This window comes from Crassaminicella profunda, from assembly GCF_019884785.1.
Lineage (GTDB): Bacteria > Bacillota > Clostridia > Peptostreptococcales > Thermotaleaceae > Crassaminicella > Crassaminicella profunda.
The window spans coordinates 3,979,756-4,003,518 of record NZ_CP082326.1 but is presented as its reverse complement, the minus strand read 5'-3'; the positions used below and the strand labels follow the sequence as shown (position 1 = coordinate 4,003,518).

19 protein-coding genes are annotated in these 23,763 nt (G+C 29.5%); 17 read left to right on the top strand and 2 right to left on the bottom strand.

All coding sequences use genetic code 11. The features are described 5' to 3' along the window. The first annotated feature begins 109 nt into the window (after window positions 1-109). From K7H06_RS18395 to K7H06_RS18375, 5 genes are all read left to right on the top strand, one after another. Complete coding sequence (locus K7H06_RS18395; protein ID WP_223037466.1) at window positions 110-520, top strand: CGGC domain-containing protein; 411 nt, start codon at window positions 110-112, stop codon at window positions 518-520. Between the two features lie 179 nt (window positions 521-699). After that, on the top strand, window positions 700-3,279 hold the full coding sequence (locus K7H06_RS18390; protein WP_223037465.1) for a RyR domain-containing protein: 2,580 nt from the start codon (window positions 700-702) through the stop codon (window positions 3,277-3,279). 102 nt (window positions 3,280-3,381) lie between these two features. Further along, entirely contained in the window at window positions 3,382-5,055 is a 1,674-nt protein-coding gene (gene yfcC, locus K7H06_RS18385; protein ID WP_246637575.1) for a putative basic amino acid antiporter YfcC, read from the top strand. Between the two features lie 133 nt (window positions 5,056-5,188). Beyond that, entirely contained in the window at window positions 5,189-6,460 is a 1,272-nt protein-coding gene (locus tag K7H06_RS18380) for a DUF1576 domain-containing protein (protein ID WP_223037464.1), read from the top strand. Continuing rightward, window positions 6,460-6,801 carry a hypothetical protein gene (locus K7H06_RS18375; protein WP_223037463.1) on the top strand — a complete coding sequence of 114 codons (342 nt, stop codon included), beginning with the start codon at window positions 6,460-6,462 and terminating at the stop codon, window positions 6,799-6,801. The genes K7H06_RS18380 and K7H06_RS18375 overlap by 1 nt, the downstream gene beginning before the upstream one ends. Window positions 6,802-6,970: 169 nt before the next feature. Here the strand turns inward: K7H06_RS18375 and K7H06_RS18370 are convergent, their stop codons facing one another. Next, the gene (locus K7H06_RS18370) at window positions 6,971-7,225 is read right to left on the bottom strand and encodes a DUF2642 domain-containing protein (RefSeq protein WP_223037462.1); all 255 of its coding nucleotides are present in this window, start codon (window positions 7,223-7,225) and stop codon (window positions 6,971-6,973) included. Between the two features lie 186 nt (window positions 7,226-7,411). On the opposite strand from K7H06_RS18370, the gene K7H06_RS18365 reads away from it, so the two are divergent. From K7H06_RS18365 to K7H06_RS18310, 12 genes are all read left to right on the top strand, one after another. Beyond that, on the top strand, window positions 7,412-8,500 hold the full coding sequence (locus K7H06_RS18365) for a DUF362 domain-containing protein (RefSeq protein ID WP_223037461.1): 1,089 nt from the start codon (window positions 7,412-7,414) through the stop codon (window positions 8,498-8,500). 207 nt (window positions 8,501-8,707) lie between these two features. Continuing rightward, entirely contained in the window at window positions 8,708-9,262 is a 555-nt protein-coding gene (locus K7H06_RS18360) for a sigma-70 family RNA polymerase sigma factor (protein WP_246637574.1), read from the top strand. Beyond that, on the top strand, window positions 9,255-10,589 hold the full coding sequence (locus tag K7H06_RS18355; RefSeq protein ID WP_223037460.1) for a hypothetical protein: 1,335 nt from the start codon (window positions 9,255-9,257) through the stop codon (window positions 10,587-10,589). The genes K7H06_RS18360 and K7H06_RS18355 overlap by 8 nt, the downstream gene beginning before the upstream one ends. A 296-nt stretch (window positions 10,590-10,885) precedes the next feature. Continuing rightward, a complete protein-coding gene (locus K7H06_RS18350) occupies window positions 10,886-12,115 on the top strand; it encodes a hypothetical protein (protein WP_223037459.1) in 1,230 nt (409 codons plus the stop codon). Window positions 12,116-12,240: 125 nt separating this feature from the next. Then, a complete protein-coding gene (locus K7H06_RS18345; RefSeq protein WP_223037458.1) occupies window positions 12,241-12,945 on the top strand; it encodes a response regulator transcription factor in 705 nt (234 codons plus the stop codon). After that, a complete protein-coding gene (locus tag K7H06_RS18340; RefSeq protein WP_223037457.1) occupies window positions 12,935-14,404 on the top strand; it encodes a HAMP domain-containing sensor histidine kinase in 1,470 nt (489 codons plus the stop codon). Before K7H06_RS18345 ends, K7H06_RS18340 begins: the two co-directional genes overlap by 11 nt. A gap of 93 nt (window positions 14,405-14,497) precedes the next feature. Then, window positions 14,498-15,688 carry a DUF1835 domain-containing protein gene (locus K7H06_RS18335; protein WP_223037456.1) on the top strand — a complete coding sequence of 397 codons (1,191 nt, stop codon included), beginning with the start codon at window positions 14,498-14,500 and terminating at the stop codon, window positions 15,686-15,688. Between the two features lie 243 nt (window positions 15,689-15,931). Then, window positions 15,932-16,795, top strand: a complete 864-nt coding sequence (locus K7H06_RS18330) for a hypothetical protein (RefSeq protein WP_223037455.1) — start codon at window positions 15,932-15,934, stop codon at window positions 16,793-16,795. 51 nt (window positions 16,796-16,846) lie between these two features. Next, window positions 16,847-17,578: an RNA polymerase subunit sigma gene (locus K7H06_RS18325; protein WP_223037454.1), complete on the top strand. Its 732-nt coding sequence runs from the start codon at window positions 16,847-16,849 to the stop codon at window positions 17,576-17,578. Beyond that, the gene (locus K7H06_RS18320) at window positions 17,572-19,536 is read left to right on the top strand and encodes an anti-sigma-I factor RsgI family protein (protein ID WP_223037453.1); all 1,965 of its coding nucleotides are present in this window, start codon (window positions 17,572-17,574) and stop codon (window positions 19,534-19,536) included. The genes K7H06_RS18325 and K7H06_RS18320 overlap by 7 nt, the downstream gene beginning before the upstream one ends. A gap of 88 nt (window positions 19,537-19,624) precedes the next feature. Next, window positions 19,625-20,782, top strand: coding sequence for a PucR family transcriptional regulator (locus K7H06_RS18315; protein WP_223037452.1), 1,158 nt, complete (start codon window positions 19,625-19,627; stop codon window positions 20,780-20,782). Between the two features lie 155 nt (window positions 20,783-20,937). Continuing rightward, a complete protein-coding gene (locus tag K7H06_RS18310) occupies window positions 20,938-21,825 on the top strand; it encodes a DMT family transporter (protein WP_223037451.1) in 888 nt (295 codons plus the stop codon). 113 nt (window positions 21,826-21,938) lie between these two features. On the opposite strand, the gene K7H06_RS18305 is transcribed toward K7H06_RS18310, so the two are convergent. Beyond that, window positions 21,939-23,312: a sigma-54 interaction domain-containing protein gene (locus tag K7H06_RS18305; protein WP_223037450.1), complete on the bottom strand. Its 1,374-nt coding sequence runs from the start codon at window positions 23,310-23,312 to the stop codon at window positions 21,939-21,941. Window positions 23,313-23,763: the final 451 nt, after the last annotated feature.

Below are 23,763 nucleotides of genomic sequence, written 5' to 3'. Positions count from 1 at the left end.
AGTCAAATTATAAAAATTTGTGCACATTTATAATGTTATATGGTATGGTTTTTTAGAGGAGAAGTATTTGATATTGGCTATAGTGTACTAATTAAAGGGAGGAATCAGCATGAGTACAAAATATGTTGTTATTATTCAGTGTGATATTGCGCATAGAAGATGTAGTGGATTTGCCTGTACCAACACGTTTTATAATAAAGAAGGAATGTTTGAAAACTATGAGGAGAATACAAGGTATATTTCTTTTACCTGTGGAGGATGTTGTGGGAAAGGTGTAGCAGCAAAATTAGAGCATTTTGCTAAGCGATGTAGAAAAGATACTAATATAAATAAAGATGAGGTTGTGATTCATTTATCTTCTTGTATGGTAACGGATAATCATCACTATGATAGATGTCCTCATGTGGATTATATTAAAAGTATTATTCTAAAAAAAGGATACACAAAGATCATCGAAGGATCTTATTTAAGTAAAAATGCAGAAAAGAAAAGAGGACAAGGCGTATATACTTCGTATTAAAAAACCATAGTAGTCTCTATTTCCATAGGAGGTAGGGACTGTTTTTGTTTGCATGATGTTATGTTAGTTTACTCCTTGTAGCCTTATAAAAGATTTGATGATAAACTGATATTGGGAATAACGTAGGAATCGTATTTGTACTTGTGTATGAAAAACAAATGAATAGGAGGTTGTAAGATATGAATCATAAAGACGTAACAATTGTTGTATCTGGAGATATATGTATAAATTCCCTTCAATGGATCACACACCCTCAAAATAATGAAGGCTTGAATTGGCAAACCCATATGAATATGCACAATTTATTAAAACCTGGAGAGGCTTTATTATTAGCAAAAATTATAAATTTAGCAACGGATATGCCTGTATGCTCTCCTAAAATAAGTTATATAGAATCAGATTTACCAAGGGAATTTCTTCGTTCTAATGTGACATTAGACTTGTTCCCTGTCTCTGCAAATGAAAAAGATAAAAATAAAGTATATAGAATTAAAGAATTTATGGGATTCACAGGACCATCATCTGGCAAACCAAAGTTACTTCCCATTCAGAAAGATAATGAAAATGCAGATATTGTTGTTATAGATGATGACAATAATGGTTTTAATTCCAATGAAGAGTTTTGGCCATTGGCAATAAAATCATGTGAAAAAGAACCTATTATTTTGTATAAAATGAATAATCCTATTTCTTCTAGCAAACTTTGGAAACATTTAGAAGAATTTCATATGGAGAACACAATCATTGTTATAAATGCTAATGATTTACGTTCTAAGGGAGTGAATATTAGTAAAGGTCTTTCTTGGGAAAGAACTTCTCAGGATTTTGTTTGGCAAATCAACAATAATCCAAATCTTGCTTTTCTTGCAAAATGTCATCATCTTATAGTACCTTTTGGACTTGAAGGAGCTATTTATTATAGGAATGATGGGGTAGAACCTGAATCTCGTTTATATTTTCTTCCTTATGAATTTGAAGGAGGTTTTGTGAAAGATACGCAGGGAAAAATGTATGGATTGACCTCCTGCTTTGTTGCAGGACTTTCACGTAGTATTGTTGCTTCAAAAAAGCATAAAAACAAGAAGCTTTCCCATTGGTTAGGTAAAGGAATTCGAGAAGGGATTGTTGCGGCACAAAAATATTTTATCGAGGGTTTTGGCAAAAACATGGAAGAAGTGCCTTTTCCTAAAGATTCTATATTTGTTGAAGGGGAAAATGACTTTATATACAAAGAGTATATACAGGATGTAAAAATCCCTAATTCATCTGATATAAACGGTTATTCTCGTTGGTATATCCTTGAAGAGAAAAGCACAGCAAATTTAGCAGAAATTGCTTATGATATTGTTAAAAATGGAGAAAGAAAAGTATTAAAATTTATTCCGAGCGCACGGTTTGGAAAATTAAAAACGGTAGACCGAACAGAAATCGAAAGTTATAGAAGTATTAAAAATTTGATGTGGGAATATATTTCCACAAGCAATACAGTTCGGCCTCTATCTATTTCTGTATTTGGAACACCTGGATCAGGGAAATCTTTTGGTATTATGGAGATCGCAGCGAGTATTGCACCAAATCTTATTAAAGCTTTAAATTTCAATTTATCTCAGTTTCATACCTTATCAGAATTAAGCAATGCTTTTCATAAAGTAAGAGATCTTTCTTTGGAAGGAAAAATACCTTTAGTATTTTTTGATGAGTTTGATTCTACTTTTGAAGGAAATCTTGGATGGTTAAAATATTTTTTAGCACCTATGCAAGATGGAGCTTTTAGAGAAGGGGATGCTATTCATCCTATTGGAAAAGCTATTTTTGTATTTGCAGGGGGAACAAGTAGTACTTTTAAAGAATTCTGTGGAGAAGATATTACAGATGAAGAAGAACAAAAACAATTTAGAAAATCATTCAAAAGTGCTAAGGGACCTGATTTTATTAGCCGCCTTAGAGGCTATGTAAACATCTTAGGACCTAATCAAGTAAATGGGAAATTAGACCAATTATTTATTATACGAAGAGCCATGCTATTGCGTTCATTATTAGAGCGTAAAGAGCCTCATCTGATCAATGAAAAGGGAGAAGCTCAAATTGATAATGGTGTATTAAGAGCACTACTTAAAATTCCAAGATATAAGCATGAATCAAGATCTATGGAAGCAATCCTTGAGATGAGTATGTTAACCCAAGCAAAGAAGTGGGAACAATCCCATTTACCTTCTAGAGAGCAGCTAAAACTCCATGTAGATGAAGATCAATTTTTACGCCATTTAATGCACGATGCATTTTTTAGTGAGAAGATTGAAAGTCTTGCAAAGGCTATTCATGAAAAATATATTCGATTAAATAAAGATAATAAAAACATTGATACGGATTTTATAGCTCCTTGGGACGAGCTTAGTGAAGATCTTAAAAGCTCCAATCTCGATTATGCAAAACATATTCCTGGAGCGTTACTTAAAATTAATTATGATGTGGTATCTGTTAAAGAAACGCCTAAATTTAGTCTATTTACAGAAAGTGAACTAGATATTTTAGCTAACTACGAACATACTCGGTGGTGTCTTCATAGAAAAGAAAATGGTTGGACTTGTGGAGATATAAAAGATATGAAGAAAAAAACAGATCCTGCCCTTGTTCCTTGGGATTTATTGCCTGATAATAAGAAACACAAGGTACACCAAATGGTTAAGATTTGGCCAGAAATCTTGTCCAATGCAAACTTTAAAATAGAACCATTAAAATTTTCATCCGATAACGGTTAAAAAACTAAAATAAAGATTAATGTATAGATATTTATTTACAAAAATTATAAATTTTGGCATAATTGTATATAGTGACATAAAAAATATTCAAGGGGGGATCTTATGACTTCAGAAGCAAAAGCAAAAATGAGGAACAAATGGCAGATGCCAGATACGTATGTAATTATCTTTTTTATTGTTGTGCTTGCAGCATTACTAACGTATATTGTTCCTACAGGAAGATTTGAAATATTTTATGATGTGATAGGACAAGATGGTGAAGCAATTGTTAGGGTAGCAGATAATGCAAAAGAAACGGTACAAATAGATGGTGACGATTATACCATCGATGCTACCGGGGATAAGACCTATGTTTTTAAAGGTGATGAAGAAATAGGTGCTATTAAGAAATCAAAGGCAAAATCCTTTGAGTATTCAGAGGGAGAAGCATATAAGTTTAAGGTAGTACAGATTTATGGAAGTTATATTACAGAAGGAAATAAAACAAGGATCAAACTATTTGAAAAAGGTGGCGGATTAGGATTCTTAAATTATGTCTATGAAGGATTTTGTTCAGGAGATAAATGGGGATCAGCTGTAGGTGTAATGGCATTTATTCTTGTAGTTGGAGGTGCCTTTGGTATTGTGTTAAGGACGGGTGCCATTGAAAATGGAATTATGCATATTATATCTAAGACAAAAGGATATGAAATAGCTATTATTCCTATACTGTTTTTCTTATTTTCTCTAGGAGGAGCTGTTTTTGGTATGGGAGAAGAAACCATACCATTTGTAATGATCTTAGCACCTGTTATGGTGGCATTAGGTTATGACTCAATTGTTGCTGTAATGGTCAGCTATATAGCAACCCAAATCGGATTTGCTACATCATGGATGAATCCATTTAGTGTTGCTATTGCTCAAGGGGTTGCAGGTATTCAAGTTGGTTCAGGAAATATGTTTAGAATTATTATGTGGATAGTGTTCACTCTATTGGGCATAGTGTATACAATGGTATATGCAACAAAGATTAAGAAAAATCCTCAAAGTTCCCTTGCTTATGAAACAGATGAATTTTTTAGAAAAGACTTAGAAAAAGATAAAGATCAGCAAGCTCATTTTGGAATAGGGCATGCGTTAGTTGTTATTACATTAGCTCTTGGAATGGCGTGGATTATTTGGGGTGTTAATGTACATGAATATTATCTTCCTGAAATTGCAACGGTTTTCTTTACTATCGGATTGGTTTCTGGGATTATAGGAATTATTTTCAAATTAAATAATATGAGAACGAATGATATCGCATCTTCCTTTAGAAAAGGTGCTGAAGATTTAGTTGGTGCGGCTATGGTTGTTGGTATGGCTAAAGGAATTATCCTTGTCTTAGGAGGTACGGGTGCAGGGAATGAGACAGTACTTAATACAATTTTAAGTGGAATGGCGAATGCTCTAAATGGCATATCTCCTACCATTGCTGCTTGTGTAATGTATATATTCCAATCTATTGTGAATTTCTTTGTAGTATCAGGTTCTGGACAAGCGGCACTTACTATGCCACTGATGGCACCTCTTGCTCAATTAATAGGGGTTACAAAGCAGGTTGCAGTACTTGCATTCCAATTAGGAGATGGTTTTACAAACTGTGTAGTACCTACAGCTGCAACCCTTATGGGAGTACTTGCTATTGCAAGACTTGAATGGGTAAAATGGTTGAAGTTTCAAATTAAAATGCAATTAATGCTTTTTATAGGATCTATAGCATTTATTGTTACTGCTGTGTTAATAGGATATAATTAAGATTCATTTTGGAGAGACATGGAAACATGTCTCTTTTTTATGATTAAAATGAAAGATATTTAAAAGTGATTGGGAGTTTATAGAATGGGTATAATTAGCAAGAGGAAATCTTAAATAGGAGGAAAAATAGTTAATGAAAATAACTAAAAATCTTGCTACAGAAAAGAAAAAAGAAAATAATATTAAGTTATGGATAATGACTTTATATGCTTTTACTTTGGTTTTATTTGGATTTTTAGTGGATACACCAAAAGAAATATTTCAAGGAATGTATACCATCCTTACAGAACCAGATACATTAATAACAGATTATATAGGTGTAGGAGGAATGGGAGCAGCTTTTGTAAATTCAGGAATATTGACTTTGATTTTTATTTATATTATAAACAGATTAAAAATCAATTTTAATGGTGTAACCATAGCAGCTTTATTTTTAATAGAAGGATTTGCGTTTTTTGGTAAGAATCTTTTAAATGTGTGGTTTATTGTAATAGGTGTTTATTTATACTCAAAACAGCAGAAGGAAAAGTTTTCAAAATATATTTATATAGCTTTATTTGGAACTGCCATGGCACCATTTGTTACAGAAATCATATTTAGTACAACATTGCCCCTTTTTATGAGGGTATTATTAGGGGTTTCAGTAGGAGTGGGGATTGGTTTTATCCTTCCACCATTATCTTCTTATCTAGTGAGAGTACATCAAGGATTTAATTTATACAATATTGGCTTTGCTGCTGGAATGCTTGGAACAGTAATGGTTTCTATTTTTAAATCCTATGGCTTTTTAGCAACTCCAAGAATGATTTGGACAACAGGAAATAATAAGATTTTAGGAACTTTTCTTTATGGAACTTTTTTATCAATGATAGTTATAGGGTTTTATTTAAATGATCGTTCTTTGAAAAATGTGAAAAATATTATGAAGTATCCTGGAAGACTTGTTACAGATTTTGTTATTTTAGAAGGTTTTGCTCCCACTTTAATTAATATAGGAATCAATGGATGTATTGCAACAAGCTATATAGTATTGGTGGGTGGAGATTTAAATGGACCTACTATTGGAGGAATATTTACTGTAGCTGGATTTGGAGGATTTGGAAAACATATTAAAAATATAATCCCTATTTTTTTAGGGGTATCTATAGGGGCGTTGACAAAGATTTGGAATATACATGATCCAGCCATATTGTTAGCTGCTTTATTTGGAACTGCGCTAGCACCTATAGCTGGTGAATTTGGATGGCAATATGGAGTGATTGCGGCTTTTATACATTCATCAGTTGTCCTAAATGTGGGATCATTACATGGTGGATTAAACTTATATAATAATGGATTTGCAGCAGGGATTGTTGCAGCTATTTTAGTACCAATCATTCAAGCGTTCAGAAAGGATGAAAATTAATGAAACATAATAAAAAAAGAATTTCAAAAATAGTAGATGAATTGATTACTTATTTTTTCTCTATGGGAGCTACAGATATGAATATGAATATACAAGAGAAAAAAGATCATTACAAAATAACCTTAAACACCAATTATATAGCAAAGGATCAAGCCAAAATAGAAAAACTGATTAAATCTTTAAAATGTGATAAGCAAGAAGAAATGGAAGAATATTATTGGGAACTAGCAGGGGATTGCGATGTGGATACGGAGCTTACATTAGTAGGGATGATGATTGATAAAGCAGAAATTAATATCCATGAAGAATCTATAGAATTAATATTGTATAGACATAAATAAACATTAAATAGATGGATCTATCCTATAAAAGAGAAGGGATAAGTCTATATCCAAGAAAAAATGTTGTGGTAAGTGAAAACAAAGGGTAAATACTGTAAGAATTGCCCTTTGTTAAAAGATAAAAAACAAAGAAGAAAAAAGATAAAAAGAAAAATTTTATGATGAGATCTTATCTGATTGGCATTATAAAAACAATTTGTTGCATTCTTACAAAGGTTGGCTCATCGTCTTTACGATCCTTTATAACAATATGATCAGGTTTTACATCTACAAGATATCCTTGTATGACACCTCTGATGGTATCCACAATAACTCTTCTGCCAATAATACTTTTTAATGTTTCAACCACATAAGGTTCTATGAGTGAGATGGTTTGATAGGGTCTATAAAGATTGTTTGGTGGCATGTTATATCTATGAAACAATGTCAAAACCTCCTTTGATTTTAAATACAATTTATTATATGTAGGAAGTTTTTAGGAGGTGCTAAAAGATTTATTATAAAATGTAGAGCAGATAAATTTTTATATGTAAAAACATGTAAAAAAAACCAATGAGTATGCTATCATATTAGTAGAATTCCTAATGTGTTTGAAATTGGAGGTGCTTTTATGGATAGAAAAAATATTCATATTATTTATGGGGACAATCCTAAAGAAATGGTAAAGAATTTATTAAAAGATGCAAATATCGTTGAGGAGATTAATAGAAATGCACTTATTGGGCTAAAACCTAATCTAGTTGTTGCGAAAAAAGCTAGTTCAGGGGCAACTACTACACCAGAAATTGTAGAGGGTTTAATAGAATATCTTCATGAAAATGGTAGAAAGAATATTGTTATTATAGAAGGTTCATGGGTAGGAGATCGTACTAGTAAAGCTTTTAAAGTATGTGGATATGATGAAATTTCTAAAAAGTATAATGTTCCATTATATGATTTACAAAAGGATAGCTATCATAGTTATTCTGTAGAGGGCATGAATATTAATGTTTGTGAAAAGGCAATGGAAGTTGATTATTTGATTAATCTACCTGTATTTAAGGGGCATTGCCAGACAAAGATGACTTGTTCTCTTAAAAATATGAAAGGTTGTATTCCCGATACAGAAAAAAGAAAATTTCATTCTAGAGGATTACATAAACCGATTGCTTATTTAAATCGTATTCTGAAACAAGATTTGATTATTGTGGATGGATTAAATGGAGATCTAACCTTTGAAGAAGGGGGGACTCCTGTAAAAATGGATCGAATATTATTAGGAAAGGATCCTGTTTTAATGGATAGTTATATTTGTGAGTTAATGGGATACAAAGTAGAAGATGTTCCTTATATCACACAAGCAGAAAATATTGGGGTTGGAACTTGTGATGTAGAAAATGCCGTGATAAAAGAGTTAAATCAAGCAAAAAATCGTATAGACTTATCCGCAAATAGTGGGACCGTGGAAAGACTTACTAAAAATGTACAAGCAGAGAGTGCTTGTTCTGCCTGTTATGGAAGCTTAGTTCATGCGTTAAATCGAATAGAAGAAAAAGGACAGCTTAATAAAATAAAAGAAAAAATATATATTGGTCAAGGATTTAAAGGAAAAGAAGGAAAAGGCATAGGGATTGGAATGTGTACAAAGGGTTTTTCTAAATGTATAAAGGGATGTCCTCCAAAAGCAATTGATATTATTGAAGGTATTTTAGAAAAATAAATGTAGACAATAAACGAGCAAATAATTTGAGATGGAATGGAAGAACTATGTAATTGGCTTGATTAAAAGTATCTAGTAAAAGGCTAGGTACTTTTTTCATGTTTTATTAAATGTTTTTTCATTTTCAAATTTTATTTTTCTAAAAAAATTAATATAAAATTTTAAGAGAAAAGTAAACTTTAGGGCGTAGTAATATATGAAAGGAGGATGAGTAGTTTGGAGTATTCACAAAGTGCACTTGTGGAAGGAATAAAAAATAGAGATGTATATGCTTATGAGCATATGATCAATCAATACACAAAAATAATTTATTGCCTAGCTTATAATATTTTATGTCAATCACTTAAAAAGGAAGATATTGAGGAATGTGTATCGGATGTCTTTCTAGATGCTTGGATGAAAATTCATGAATTCGATCAAGAAAAAGGAAATTTTAGAACATGGCTTTTGATTTTGACAAAATATAAGGCCCTTACATATAAACGAAAAAGGAAGGTCAGTAATGTAATTGGGATGGATGAGTTTGAAATAAAAGATAGCTATAATCTAGAAAAACAATTTTTTTTAAGAGAAGATCAAGAAAAAATCATAGAAATTATCAATTCCTTTAACAAAATAGACAAAGAAATATTTTTTAGAAGGTATTTCTTTGGTGAAAAAATAAGTGATTTGGCAAATACTTTTCATTTATCCAGATCCGCCATAGACAATAGGCTCTTAAGGGGGAGAAAAGTTATAAAGGAGGCATTAAATTATGAATGAAGATAAAATGATTGAATTCTTGAGCAATTTAGATGATGATTTGATTGAAAAAGAAGTGGATAAATTATTAGAAGGGGTTGAAATAGATATGGATCATATAAAGAAAAAAGCTTGTGATAAGTTAAATAAAAGTAATAAAAAGGTTAAGCGTAAAAAAAGATTTCCCTATGTAGTTGCTGCTTGCGTATGTTTATTAAGTATGAGCATTGTATATGCAGATGATATTTCACAAGCTATTAAATCATTTATGAATAAAACACCTGTATATTCAACTATTGTGGATGGTGATGCCTACTACTTAAAAGAAAATTATCCTTTAAACAAAGATATTCAAATAAAAAGTTTGATGTTTTCAGAAGGAAATTTGGAAATGGAAATAACTTCGAAGCTGAGTAAAGATGAACTAGGAGAGATTAGTATTATTCCTAAAAATGATGATCATACAGTTTATGTTCCAGGGGGTTATTCTGAAGAAGGAAATGAATATTTCTTTAGCTTTGCGAATAAAACAGAAAACAATTACAATATTAAACCTGTCAAGGACTTTCAATTGATCATTGCAGGAAATAATTATGATATTTCATTAGAAAAGGCTAAAAACTTAGAGTTAAATAAAGAAATCTATACTGCTGAAAATAATATAAAGGGTGTAAATATTGGGGCGAAAAGATTCTATAAAAATGAAAAATTAAATGTTCAATTCATTACCTCATTTGAAGATAACGATTTGAAATTAAATAGACTTGGTAAACCAACGGAAGTAAAAGCAGCATTTACAACAGAAAACCGAGGGTCAGATGGCATCATGGGATCTAGTTCAAGTAATAGGGTAGAGGATCTTTATGTACTTGATGAAATGAATAATAAATATAAACTTGAAATCCCCAAAGATTCAAAGGGTCGTCCTATAACAATATTTGAAACAAATGCACCTAAAGATAAAAACTTAACATTAAAATTACCTGCAATTATTGCAGCCTATGAAAAAACTATGGATTCCTTTGAACTAAATATTCCTAAGGAAGGGGAATTATCTTTAAACAAAGAAGTAGACTTCAACATTCAAAAGGCTGTGCTTAAAAAGATTAAAAGAACATCACCTACATCTGCCCAAGTAGAATTTGAATTGAATACAGATGGAAATGAAAATATTCATATAAGATCCTTTGATTTTTATAGTCATGACGTGAAAAAAATAGCTGGTGAGTTTAATGGTGATCAAGTGATTATTAATTTAGAATTTGATAAAGATATGGATGCCACAAATGTTGAAATAGCCTATCCTGAATTTATAATGAATGGGAATTGGGTAATCAATATGAAATAGTATGTTATGTAGCGTTTATTTCTTAAAAAGAATGATGAACGAAATAGCATAGATATAAAAAATAAAAAGAGACGATTTAGTTTACAGTGAACGGAGCCCTATAATAAGGAAATTAAAAATAGAAACTAAGGAGTCAATAGATGATCTCTGTATTAGCAGGGGTCATTTTTTTATGGAGAAAAGATATATTTTGTATAAAAATATAAAAGTTTACATTTTGGAAACATTCCATATATTTTTTAGAAAAGAAAAACAGGTATAATTTAACTATCAAATGATTGGTAGGGGGAAAAGACATGAAGTCAAAATTAAGAAAAAAAATAGTGTGTATATCTTTATTAGCGTCTATAACCGTATGTGGTTTAACTGCTTGTGGGGTTAATGATAGAGAAGTTGTGGTACTTGAAAATCAGCAAAAGGAGATTGAAGATGTATTAGCTATTAAAAAAATTGATAACATTGAGAATTTTAGAGGATCGTATTTTCTTGATAGTGGAAATGTTTTAGGAATTAAGGGATTATCAATATGGGAGAATGAAGATGATAAACAAAGTGCTAATATTTGTATTTATGATATAAAAAATGAAACATTTCAAAATTTAAGTAGAAATATAGATGATAATACAAAGGTATATTTAAAGATAAAAGATATTACAGAAGATGAAAAATATGTATTGTATGAAAAAGTAATGAAAAGTAAAGATGGGTATGATAATAAATCCATCTACATGATTAATTTAAAAACTGAAGAAGAAAAGAAAATAGAAGACGCAGTAAGCTATACATCTAAATTTATAGATAAAAATAAAATCATTTTGGCAAAAGGTATGAAAATATATAAGTGTGATTTTGATGGCAATAAGGAAGAAATTAAGCTTCCAGAAGAACTTGTTAAAAAAATAAAAGATTTTAGCCAATTAAGTTTTGAAAAATATGTTGAAATATTATATGACTATGATACTGAGTCACTTGATGAGGAAGATCTTAAATTAATTAAAGAATGGTATGAATATGAAAAAGAAAATAATTGTATAAAAGTTGCGAAGAAAAAAGGTGATAGTCTTTATGTAGAAACATACAATAAAAGACCTTTTGTATATAATTTAAAAATTAATAATTATAGAGAATTAACAAAGATAGAGGCTGACGAAGTGTATTTTCATAAACCAAATCATCAAAATATAGCTAGATTAGAAAATGATTCATATATTAGTGAACTTTGGGAATTAGATGAAAATGGGAATCATAAAAAACTTATAGCAAAAGGGGCATTCCGAGGAGGTATTAGTGTTTCACCGGACTATACAAAGTGTGTATATTGTATGTATGATTCTAATAAGAGTGAAAAAAGAGAAAGAAATTTATTTGTTTATGATTTTAAAACGGAAAAAAATGTTAAAATTTTCCCGGAAGTGATAGCTGGTGTAGTTTGGGATAGCTCTTCAAGAAAGTTTCTTATGAGAGCGCCAACTCGTAGAGAAGATGGCAAGAGAAGATATAAAACAAGTGTAGTCACATTGAATTGATTTTATTTTATACTTAAAAGAGCAAGTATGCTCTTTTTTGCATTTTAAAATCAAGGGATACAAAAGATTATGTTAAAATACACCTATATATGTAATGTATAGAATATTAAAAAGGAGATAAACGGATGGAAATAAAAATACTTGTGGCAGATGATGAAGAAAATATTACAGATGCAATCGCTTATGCCCTAAAGCGCGAACAATATACCGTATATACAGCTTATGATGGGGAGCAGGCAATAGATAAAATACAAAAATTTCATCCAGATATATTAATTTTGGATGTAATGATGCCAAAGCTTAGTGGCTATGATGTGTGTAAAAGAATAGGAGATAACACTAATATGGGCATTCTTATGCTCACTGCTAAAACTGATTTAGTGGATAAAGTATTAGGTTTGGAACTTGGAGCTGATGATTATGTAACCAAACCATTTGATCTATTAGAGCTTCTTGCACGGGTTAGATCTTTAAGTCGAAGAATAAAAAAAGGACAAAATAGCATAGAAAAAAATCATGAGGATGAGGTGATTCAGTTACATGAAATAAAAATATGCTTAAAGGAAAGAGTTGTATATATAAAAGATCAGATCATAGATTTTAAACCAAAAGAATTTGATCTTTTAGCATTTTTGATTAAAAATAAGGAAAAAACTTTTTCGAGAGGTGAAATATTGGATAGGATTTGGGAACAAGATTATTTTGGTGGAACAAGAACCATTGATATACATATCCAAAGGATTAGGAAAAAACTAGGGAAAACTAGCAAAATCATAAAGACAGTACCCAAAATTGGATATAAAGCTGTGGAGAAATTCTATGAAAACTAGTATAAAAGTAAAATGGACTATATTTATTATTTTATTACTCATTTTTAATCTTTCAATCATAAGTTTTTTTATGTTAAGAGGCATAGAGAAAAATCAAAGACAGTCCTATGAAGCACTTTTAAAAGATAATAGTAAAACGGCAAATTTGTATATAAGAGAAAGGTTTCTTTCGAGTGATGAGAAAGATTTTCAAAAATTTTATGTTAAAAATGCAGAAAGTCTTGTCTTAGACTTAGGGAGAATACTAGATTTATCTATTGTCTTTTATGATATGGCAGGAAAACAGATAGGTAGTGTACATAATGATGTAGGAGATAAGAAGAAGCTAAAAATTATGACTGATGCCATTCATAATAAAATTGTATATGAAAAAAATGGACAAAAGATCATATACTTAGCCCCTGTGTATGATTTTGAGAAACAAATTGGTGTATTGAGATTTGAATACTATACACAAAAAGAAAGAAATTTTTATGAAGATATCAAAAAGCTCTTTTTTGAAGTGGGAATTGCTTCAATCGTTATTACTTATCTATTGGCACGATTTTATTTTTCAAAAGTTGTGAACAATATATTAGCTTTTAAAAAATCAGTAAAAGAAATTGAAAAAGGAGATTATGAATCTGTAAAGATTTTAGATGAAAAGGATGAGTTTGGTGATTTAAGTCGTGGCATCTATTTTATGTCCAACAAAATAAAAGAAAATATTGAGCAAATCAATATAGAAAAAGAAAAACTCCAGCTTGCTGTAGAAAAGCTTCAAAGCCTTGAAAAACAGCAAAAAGAGTTTATAGGAAATATTACTCATGAATTTAAAACTCCTTTAACAGTAATAAAAGCACAAATAGATTTGATGAGTCTTTATAAAGATGATGATGATATGGTTTGTAAATCAAAAGAAATAGCAGAAAAGGAATTGAAAAGAGTAGACAGCATGATTGAAAACACTCTTTATTTGTCTAGGCTTGAAAAATATGATTTTGAATTGCAAAAAGAAAAAGTAGATACGAAAAAACTTCTTATGGATATATGTCGTAGAATGGGTGGAAAAGCTTCTAAATTTGGGATAGAGATGGTACAAGATCTTCAAAAAGCTTATGTTCTTATAGATGCTGAAAGCTTTATGCAGATATTTATTAATCTTATAGATAATGGGATAAAATATAATGTAAATGGGGGAAAAATATATATAAGAAGTTATATTAAAGATAATAAAAACTGTATTGAAATTGAAGACACAGGCATTGGTATCCCCCTTGAACATAGAAGAAAAATATTTGAACCTTTTTATACAGTGGATAAAAATAGATCAAAAAAGTTTTCAGGAACAGGATTGGGACTTTCTCTTGTCAATAAGCTTTTGAAAAGACAAAAGGGAGAGATTAGGCTTTTAGATGATAAAGAAGGAACTTGTTTTGAAGTATCATTTCCTATTTATAATGAAAAAATTAAGAAGTAAAAATAGTACCTTTTTAATTTTGAAACTTTTCAGATAATAATATAAAATAGATGATATAAAAATAAGTGATGGATTTGAAAGGAGAAATCAACATTGGATAAATTTATACATATTGTTTTTGGGGATTCGGCTGCTGGAACATTAAGATACTTTTTTAAAAACAATGAAACTGAATACAAGGGTGAAATTATAAATTTTAGAGAAGATTATTCTATAGGACCTATTTATGAAATGGACACGGAAATAGGACTTAAAAAAAGAATTAGATGGTTTGAAAAAATGTTCAAACAGGTTTGTATAGAGGATTATTTTGAAGATATAGAGAAAGAATTTATAGATACTTATGAAAGTATAAAGAATATAGATCAAGATGCAAAAATTATCATATGGCATGGAGAAAATACTTCTGATCAAGTAGGTATTAGATATTTAGCTACAGCATTAAAAAATAAGGAATTATATGAAGTGAATATTTCTGATTCTTATATAAAAGATTATAATGACAATTTATACAAAATGAGAGCTTTTGGGGAGTGTTCCCCTGAAGAAATTAATCATCTTATTTTAACAATGAAAAAATTAGAAAAAGAAAAATGGAATGATTTTATAAGTGATTGGGAACACCTTAGAAAATCTAAAGAAAATTTGAGAATATTAAAAGATGAAATAATTGGTGTAGATGAAAGCTACTATGATCAAGAAATCTTGTCTAATTGTACTTTTAACTTTAAAAAAGCTGCAAGAATTATTGGTGCTACGATGGGAAAATCAGATCAACTTGTTGGAGATACCTTTATTGATTATCGAGTTAGAAAATTAATTGAAAGTGGAAAAATTGAGTATCAAGGAAAACTTGAAACCATGAGAGATTTTGAAATAAGAGTAGCTGGTAGTTTAAATGAGTTTTTTGTAAAGCTATTTAAAAAGAATTGTGAAATAGATGAAGACGGTTTTTATCATTATTTATTAGAAGAAAAGGAAAATGATTTAGTTGTGGATACAACAAATATCAATAAGTGGAATACAATTGATTTATCTAATAAATTAATATTAGATTATGATGAACATAATATGTTTTCTTTAACTTGGTTTAAAGACGGTAGAGATATTATTAGAATTAATCATAGTTTAGTAGGGAATACCGAACATAAAATAGAAAAATATGAAGATAAAAATGGTGAAGAAATTAAAACAGAAGCTATTATACTATTTTTAGAGAATTGGATAGATCAATATTTAGAGATTCAAATAAAGCCGTATATTCGTATTGATTTCAAAAACTAAAGAAGAAAGTTTACTAACCCTGTTTCCCTTGATTTATAGGAAAACAGGGAATTTTTATATTACGAAGGATTTTAATTAGGTGGGTTTACAGTCTGAAAAAGTTTATTATCAAAAAAATCATTGTACATGGACCCTAAAAATTTGCTAATAAATGAATACTATAATAAACCTAGGTGAGAAAGAAAAAAACAATAGTAGCTACTTGAATAAATAATGTTTATCAAAACGAAGGGAGAATTACGTATGAAGAAGAATATTGCAAAGCTTTTAGTATTAGGAAGTATGGTAGCTATGTTAACAGTACCTGTTTATGCTGGAAATAATGATTTAGGTCCAGATGGAAAGGTGAAACCTCCTGAAAAACATACAGTGATACAAACAAATAAAATAGAGGTTGTTTATGATAAGCCTATTGTAGTGATTAATGGTGCTGAATACATAAATATAGAGGTACTAAAAGACCTTTCTTTAGGGATAAAGCTAGATACAAATAAGGAAAAGATTACAGTTAAAAAAGGGAATAAAGAATATGTCATTAATTTTTCTGAAAAAGGAATCCATCCTATTAATAAAGATGGAAAAATATTTATTCCTATGAAGGAAACCTTTGATGAGATTGGCGTTAAATATATGTATAGGAACAGCAATATTGTGCTAGAAAATGATAAAACTAAGTTAGATTTAGCATATAAAAATATTAGTATTAAAGATTTTTCATATAGAAAACCAGCTTCATACAAAAAAGTAGAAGTAACAATGAATCATATTAAAAACGTTAATGATGATAAAAAAGATTTTAAAAATAAAGATTTAGGTGGACTGGTTCCTATAATGAATGGAAATGAATACATCAACACAAATATTTTTGATAAAATAGGATTAAAGATTGAAAAAAATGGAGACCAAATCATAAAGGTAATCAATGAGAAAAATAATAAATGGATAGAGCTTTCGAATATGCAAGATGATGTTATAGGTAATGGAAAGTACTTACCAGTTAAAGAATTGTTTGAAGCATTAGATGTAACATTCTCTATAGATGATCAAGATATAGAAATTAATAATCATAATATAAAGGAAAAATTTGATGTGATTTATATCAAGTAACACAAAAAAGGCAATAACTATTGCCTTTTTTGTATTAAGGATGTGTATTGATTGGGGAAGATATTTGATTTTTACAAAAAGAGAACCTTTGAGAAAAGGCTTACAAAAATTAGAGATGGGGATGTAGCCTTAAGAAATAGATTTATTGATGAATATATGCCTTTTATTGTTAAAACTGTTTCAAAGGTATTGGATAAGTATGTGGAAACAGAAAATGATGAGCATTTGAGTATTGCCATGGAAGCTTTTAATGAAGCCATAGATAAATATGAAGAAAGTAAAGGTTCATTTATAAATTTTGCAAAAATAGTCATAACCAACCGGGTTAAGGGAGCAAGAAAAAAATATACTTATGATAATAAAAATGTTTCATTAGATGAAATGGAAGAGAAAACGCTTGTAACTCATCAAAAGAAACACATGGCATCCAATGAATTTACCCATCAGGTTCATTTGAGGTTAGAGATCCAAAATTTTAGTAAGAATCTTGAAAAATTTGGAATAAAAATAGAAGAATTGATACTAAAAGCACCAAAACATAAGGACAGTAGAATAAATGCAGTTAAAATTGCAAAAAAAATTGCAAATAGGCATAATATGATAGATAAATTATATAAAACAGGGAATTTACCAAGAAGTGAGATAAAAAAAGAACTGGGTGTATCGGATAAAGTTTTAAAAAATCATCGTGTATTCATCATTGCTACGATTATTATTTTAAATAGCAATCTTGAGGAACTAAAAGAGTATGTTCTTGAAATAGGTGGTGGAGATTTATGTTAAAAGGAAAAGTTGTTTCAATAGAAAAAAATTATATTCTTGTTTTATCTAAAGATATGGAATACTTAAAACTAATAAAAAAGAATAATGTGATACCAGGAAATGAAATTTTTTTCTTTGAAGAGGATATTATGAAGAATAAAAATACATCCAAATATTTTAGCTTAGGATTGGTTGCAGCCATGCTTCTTATATTGATCAATGCTTTCATATACAATCAAGATGCAAAAGATATTTTATTTCTAAGTAGTGATGTAGTGGCAGTGGTAAGTATAGATATTAATCCAAGTGTTGAGATAGAAATCAATAAGGATTTTAAAGTAGTAGATTTGAAAACTTATAATGATGAGGGTAATGACTTATTAAGCGTAGATCTGATTAAAGGAAAATATATTACTTTAGCAATGAAAGACATTATATGGAATGCAAAAAATAAACATTATCTAAATGAATCTTCTGACTCAGTATTGGTAGCGGTTGCACCTGCACAAAAAGAATCAAAAGAAAATGTAGAAGAATTAAAAAATCAAATAGAGACAACCATACAAGAAGAAGGACAGGATTTAAAATATATATATTTAGATGCAGATGAAAAAGTACTAAATGATGCACGTAAACTAGATGTTTCTATAGGAAAACTGTCTATCTATAAAAGCAATAAAAATACAGCTACTCTTGAAAAAGTGAAAAATTCAAAAGTTATAGATCTGGTAAATACTGGACTAATCAATCAGGATGATATGAAAATCATAAAAAGTGAAAAAACTAACGATGATGATACAAACACAAAGGTAGAAAAGGATGCTACATTTGTCATTCACACAGGAAATGAGTTTATTAATATGAATGCATTAAAAACCTTAAATATTGAAACAAATATTAACTTTAAGACAGGAGAAATTTTAGTTAAAAATCAGGCTACAAATGAAATATTTATGCTGAAGGTAAATCAGGATTTAATCGTTAAGGAAAACATGTATTTTGTAAGCATGAAGAGCATATTTGACCAATTTGGATATAGATATGATTATGTAGGTTCAAATATCCACATAAAAAAAGAGGATAAAGAAATCACTTTAAAGTATTTTGGTACAGGGGAATTGATTAGGAAGGCAGATGCTACTGTGCCTAAAGACGTTGTTGCTATGAAGAATGCACAATCTAGCAAACAAGAGAAAGAAAATAACAATCAAAAAATAAAATACACTGAAATAAGTGATATCAATAATCTGAAGCCTGTTGTTCTAGTAAATGGGAATGAGTTGATCAATGAAGAAATCCTAAGTAAATTGAATTTAGAATATAGTATAGACTACAATATAGGAAAAGTTACATTTAGAGATAAGACGTTAAGAAAAGATTATTCTTTAAAAATAGAGAATACCCTATTTAAGATAAATGGTAATATTTATTTTATGATGAAGGATGTTCTTGATTTATTTCATTACCAATATAGATATGTAGATCAAGGAATCTTTATTGATACGGGTAATTTCAAAATAACTTTGCAAGGGATTAGAATTGTGAATGCAAATATAAAGGAATTTAAGCTACAAGCAAATCCATCAATCAAAAGTAAAAGTATAAAAGAAGTAAGTGGTATAACTGACCAGCAGTATATAGATAAACTGAAAAAAGAAGAAATACTACCTATAGATTCCTTTAAAAAAGAAGATAGGATTTTAATGAAAAATGGAAGTGAATACATTTCGATAAGTACTCTCAAGGAATTTTATATTGAAGCAGATCCTTCAATAAAGGACAAAGAGATTGTATTTTCAAAGGGCGATAAGAAATTTTTCCTTATTAAAAGTGATATTTCCACCATGGTTTTTGACAATATAATGTATGTATCAATGAAGGATGTATTAGATGTATTTGGAATTAAATATGAAGTAAAACAAGGATATGTAACTATAGAAAATAGGGTAAATATCAAGTTACAAAATATATCTAAATAATTATTTTGAAAAGAAGGACAAAATGGATAAGATAAATCATGTATAATATTGTTAAAGATATATAATTTAGCACTTAAGGAGCAAAACAATGTCATTAACAGTTCATGAAGCATTAAAACTAGATGCATTAAAAAGATTTAGACTCATTGCAGGAATGAATGGGTTGGATCGTAAAATAACTAGAGCAGGAATCTTAGACCATGAGGTTGGGCAGCAAGTTCGTGATACGGTTCAAGTAGGAGAATTTATTTTTAGCAATTTATTGGCTATTCGAAATCAACCTGAAAAAATTATTGATTTTGTAAAAGATTTAATTGATGCACAAGCAGCATGTTTTGCTATTAAAACTATTTATTTTAAGGAAATTCCAAAAGAAGCTATAGAATTAGCCCACAAATATAGATTACCCTTGTTTTTGTTTGATGAAACCTATGTGGAGACCATTATTTTAGAGATTGATAAAGCGATTAATATACAAAATCATGAACAACATATCAGAGTAATAATTGATCAAATTTCAGGAAACAATTTAAGTGAATTTCGTATAAGGGAATTAGCCTATGGGATCAATAGGAATTTTAAGAAAAACTGTATTGTTTATTTTGCAAGAGAAGTGGAAGTACCTGAAGGAAATTCTACAAGGCTATTTAATCCAAATGACCTTAGAAAGTTTTTAGGAGAGAGCTGTTTGGTTATATCCTATAGAAATGGATATTTAATCATTGTAACCTATGAGTATGATGAACATAAATATATCAAAAAATCTTCTGAATTAGCATTGAATGCATATGGTTTATTAGATGGGACCTATCGATTGGGAATTAGTGAAGTTAAAAATGATCTGAGTGCTTTAGGCAGAGCTATTGATGAAAGTAAATATGCCTATGATTTTGCATCTCTTTATGATATGAAAAAGGCTACCTTTTTAAATATGGGTATTTATCAATTGCTGATCCCTATTATGAATGATCCATGGGCATATGCATTTTACAGAAGAATGATTGATAAACTTGTTGCTTATGATCGAGAGAAAAGAACGGATCTATTAAACACAGCTATTTTTTATATTGAAAGTGAAGGAAATATTCAAAAAACATCTAAAAAGTTATTTCAGCATACCAATACAATACGTTATCGTATTAAAAAAATCAATGAAATACTACAGCTCACTCAGATGAAAGGGATGACTTATGAGACATTAGCCATAGCCATTCGTTTGCACCTTATTCATACAAAGCTGTTATAAATGTAAGAAAGCCTCTTAATTTGTATATTATACAAATTGAAGAGGTTTTTTTTGTATGAAATGAAATACCAGTATTTATAGGAATCCTGTATAATGATGAAAGAGTCAAAATTTAGTTTTGTATAAGGAATATACACAAAAAGGAGGGACGATTTATGAAAAGAGGAAATGCAGAAATAATTATGATAGTAATTGTAGCCATGTGGGGGTTATCCTTTAGTTTAACTAAGCCAATACTAAAGAATATTGAAGTATTTAATTTTATGGCCCTTCGATTCTTAATCGGTGGAGGTGTGTTATCTGGCATACTGCTTTTTTTAGGAAAACTTAAAGTTAAACGTGAACAATTGATAGGAGGAATGATTACAGGAGCAGTTTTATTCTTAGCTTTTGTATTTCATACTATTGGGTTAAAATATACAAGTGTTGCTAAAAATGCATTTATTGTTGGAAGTAGTGTTATTTTTGTGCCTTTTATTGCAACGTATATAAAAAAACAAAAGCAACCTATGCTTATTTGGGTAGGTACTTGTTTAGCTATATTAGGTCTTGCATTAGTTACTTTAGAAGGACATCAAGGGGGTATTAATTTTGGTGATGGGATGACCTTAGTGGGATCAATTATTTTAGCATATTATGTTATTTTGGTTGAAGAATATGTTAAAAAATATGATGCAACAGTTATTGCCACTATTCAAATTAGCGCTGTTGGAATACTGAGTGTGATAGCTTCTTTAATAATAGAAAAGCCAACAATGCATTTATCAACAGATGCTTGGAAAAGTATGTTGTTTTTAGGTATTGTCTGTACGGCAATAGCATATTTATTAGTTAATGTAACCCAAAAATATGTTCCAGCTACAAATATGGCACTTATTTATACATTAGAACCTATTTTTGCAGCCTTATTTGGATGGTTATTCCTATCTGAAAGGATTGGAGTACAAGCGGTAGTTGGTGCTATTCTTATTGTTATTAGCGTAGCAATGCCAAATTTAGATATGTTCATTAAGAGAAAAGGCAGATGTATTCAAGCAGAGTAAGAGGATAAGATTGATTTTAATATTATAGGACAGATTACTTAATGAGTATAGTCCTTTAGCTGAAGAAATGAATAATTTCTAAGTATAAAGAAATAGAGTGGCTTGCCACTCTATTAAGAGTCCCCATTAGGGGATTTTTTTATATATTTATTAATAAGTTTTAATGCTCTTGTTTGACTTATACCAAGCTGTTCAGCGACTCTTCTACTGGAAGCTCCTTTATTATATGCATCACACACAAGAAGCTTTTCATAATTACCAATAATCTCATCAAACGACATATTTTCTGAAGTTGTTGGAATATAAGCAGAATCAACAATTTCAAAAATATGCTTTGGTAAATGTTTAACATCAATAATCATCTCATCAATGGTAACAACTAAACGTTCAATAATATGTTGAAGTTCTCTTACATTACCTTTCCACTTGCAATTAAGAAGGATATTAATTGCAGCAGGTGATATTTCATGTCTAGTATTATATTTTTTTGAAAAAGTATTTAAAAAATAATAAATCAAAGGTTCAATATCTTCTTTTCTCTGTCTTAGAGGAGGAATATAGACATCTATTACGTTTAGACGATAATACAAATCCTCTCGGAATTGTCCTGAAGCAACCATGGCCCGAAGGTCTTTATTGGTAGCAGAAATTATTTTAACATTAACTTTCTTTGCTTTGTATGTTCCAATAGGAATAAATTCTTTATTCTGAATGACGTGTAGTAGTTTTGCTTGAGCATTATAAGGTAGTTCAGAAATTTCATCTAGTAAAATGGTTCCACCTTCAGCTGCTTCGAGTAGACCTTTTTTACCATGGGTTACAGCTCCTGTAAATGCTCCTTTTTCATATCCAAAAAGTTCAGATTCTATCAAATTACTAGGAATAGTTGCGCAATTAACATTTATGAAAGGTTTATTATGTCTTGGACTGATTGAATGCATAAATTTGGCTAATAAACTTTTACCTGTTCCTGATTCTCCTTGAAGGAGACAAGTAATATCAACAGTACTTACTTTTTTTATTAAATCTAGTACCTTTTGCATTTTTTTACTTTTATATATAGGGATTAAGTTCGTGTTATTTTTAGCATGGTCATGATCTATATATTGAGGATTATATAAATCACGTTCATATATGGGATCACGAACGTTCATAATTACGTATTTTATTTTATTTTTGTCATCAAAAATAGGTGTGGCAATTGTCAATAATTCAGCATCAACCAAAGTTTTTTGACGTATAGCGTGAGTTTTTTTCGTCTCAAATACAATAGGAAGTATAGAAGGATTCCACCATTCAGCATCCGTCAAATCAAAAAATGATTTACCAATCAATTCTTCAGGAGATCTTCCATAATGTCTTTTACAGGCTTCATTAACATACACAACTCTATAATTTGTATCATAGATAAAAACTTCATCATACATGTGATTGATTAGATTAAAAAACGTTTTCCTGTCTAGCTCATAGTTTATGTTATCAGACATTATAACACCTCACTCACAAAATAATACTAACATCAAACCATGTAAATTTCTAAGTGTATTGTGAAAAATATTATTATAAAATATTTGGACAACGTAATCCTTACATATTATAGCTTATATTTATTTTTATATCAAATTATAAAATATTTATGAAGAGAGTAGATATAGTTTAAATTATATGATGCTATGAATCACGTTTTGAATTGAAATCAATTCATAGCATTGAAGTATTTTCGATTCAAAATCCCATAAAAAGTCACATATTCATTATTCAAATTTGACTAAATTGCACAAAATCCATATTTTTTTATCAATTTAGAAGACCATTATTCTGATAAGTGGGAGATTGAAATTTTTTGTTTAAGAGGGAATAGAGTATCTACCTGAAGTTTGGATATTTTGCTTCAGCAAAAGGAGTTTACTAAATAGATATGGCATAACATTTGCAATA

Excerpts from the sequence above, each read along its gene's own strand:
- K7H06_RS18395 (WP_223037466.1), top strand. The coding sequence starts at position 110 with ATGAGTACAAAATATGTTGTTATTATTCAGTGTGATATTGCGCATAGA.
- K7H06_RS18390 (WP_223037465.1), top strand. The coding sequence starts at position 700 with ATGAATCATAAAGACGTAACAATTGTTGTATCTGGAGATATATGTATA.
- yfcC (WP_246637575.1), top strand. The coding sequence starts at position 3,382 with ATGACTTCAGAAGCAAAAGCAAAAATGAGGAACAAATGGCAGATGCCA.
- K7H06_RS18380 (WP_223037464.1), top strand. The coding sequence starts at position 5,189 with ATGAAAATAACTAAAAATCTTGCTACAGAAAAGAAAAAAGAAAATAAT.
- K7H06_RS18375 (WP_223037463.1), top strand. The coding sequence starts at position 6,460 with ATGAAACATAATAAAAAAAGAATTTCAAAAATAGTAGATGAATTGATT.
- K7H06_RS18365 (WP_223037461.1), top strand. The coding sequence starts at position 7,412 with ATGGATAGAAAAAATATTCATATTATTTATGGGGACAATCCTAAAGAA.
- K7H06_RS18360 (WP_246637574.1), top strand. The coding sequence starts at position 8,708 with ATGAGTAGTTTGGAGTATTCACAAAGTGCACTTGTGGAAGGAATAAAA.
- K7H06_RS18355 (WP_223037460.1), top strand. The coding sequence starts at position 9,255 with ATGAATGAAGATAAAATGATTGAATTCTTGAGCAATTTAGATGATGAT.
- K7H06_RS18350 (WP_223037459.1), top strand. The coding sequence starts at position 10,886 with ATGAAGTCAAAATTAAGAAAAAAAATAGTGTGTATATCTTTATTAGCG.
- K7H06_RS18345 (WP_223037458.1), top strand. The coding sequence starts at position 12,241 with ATGGAAATAAAAATACTTGTGGCAGATGATGAAGAAAATATTACAGAT.
- K7H06_RS18340 (WP_223037457.1), top strand. The coding sequence starts at position 12,935 with ATGAAAACTAGTATAAAAGTAAAATGGACTATATTTATTATTTTATTA.
- K7H06_RS18330 (WP_223037455.1), top strand. The coding sequence starts at position 15,932 with ATGAAGAAGAATATTGCAAAGCTTTTAGTATTAGGAAGTATGGTAGCT.
- K7H06_RS18320 (WP_223037453.1), top strand. The coding sequence starts at position 17,572 with ATGTTAAAAGGAAAAGTTGTTTCAATAGAAAAAAATTATATTCTTGTT.
- K7H06_RS18315 (WP_223037452.1), top strand. The coding sequence starts at position 19,625 with ATGTCATTAACAGTTCATGAAGCATTAAAACTAGATGCATTAAAAAGA.
- K7H06_RS18310 (WP_223037451.1), top strand. The coding sequence starts at position 20,938 with ATGAAAAGAGGAAATGCAGAAATAATTATGATAGTAATTGTAGCCATG.
- K7H06_RS18305 (WP_223037450.1), bottom strand. The coding sequence starts at position 23,312 with ATGTCTGATAACATAAACTATGAGCTAGACAGGAAAACGTTTTTTAAT.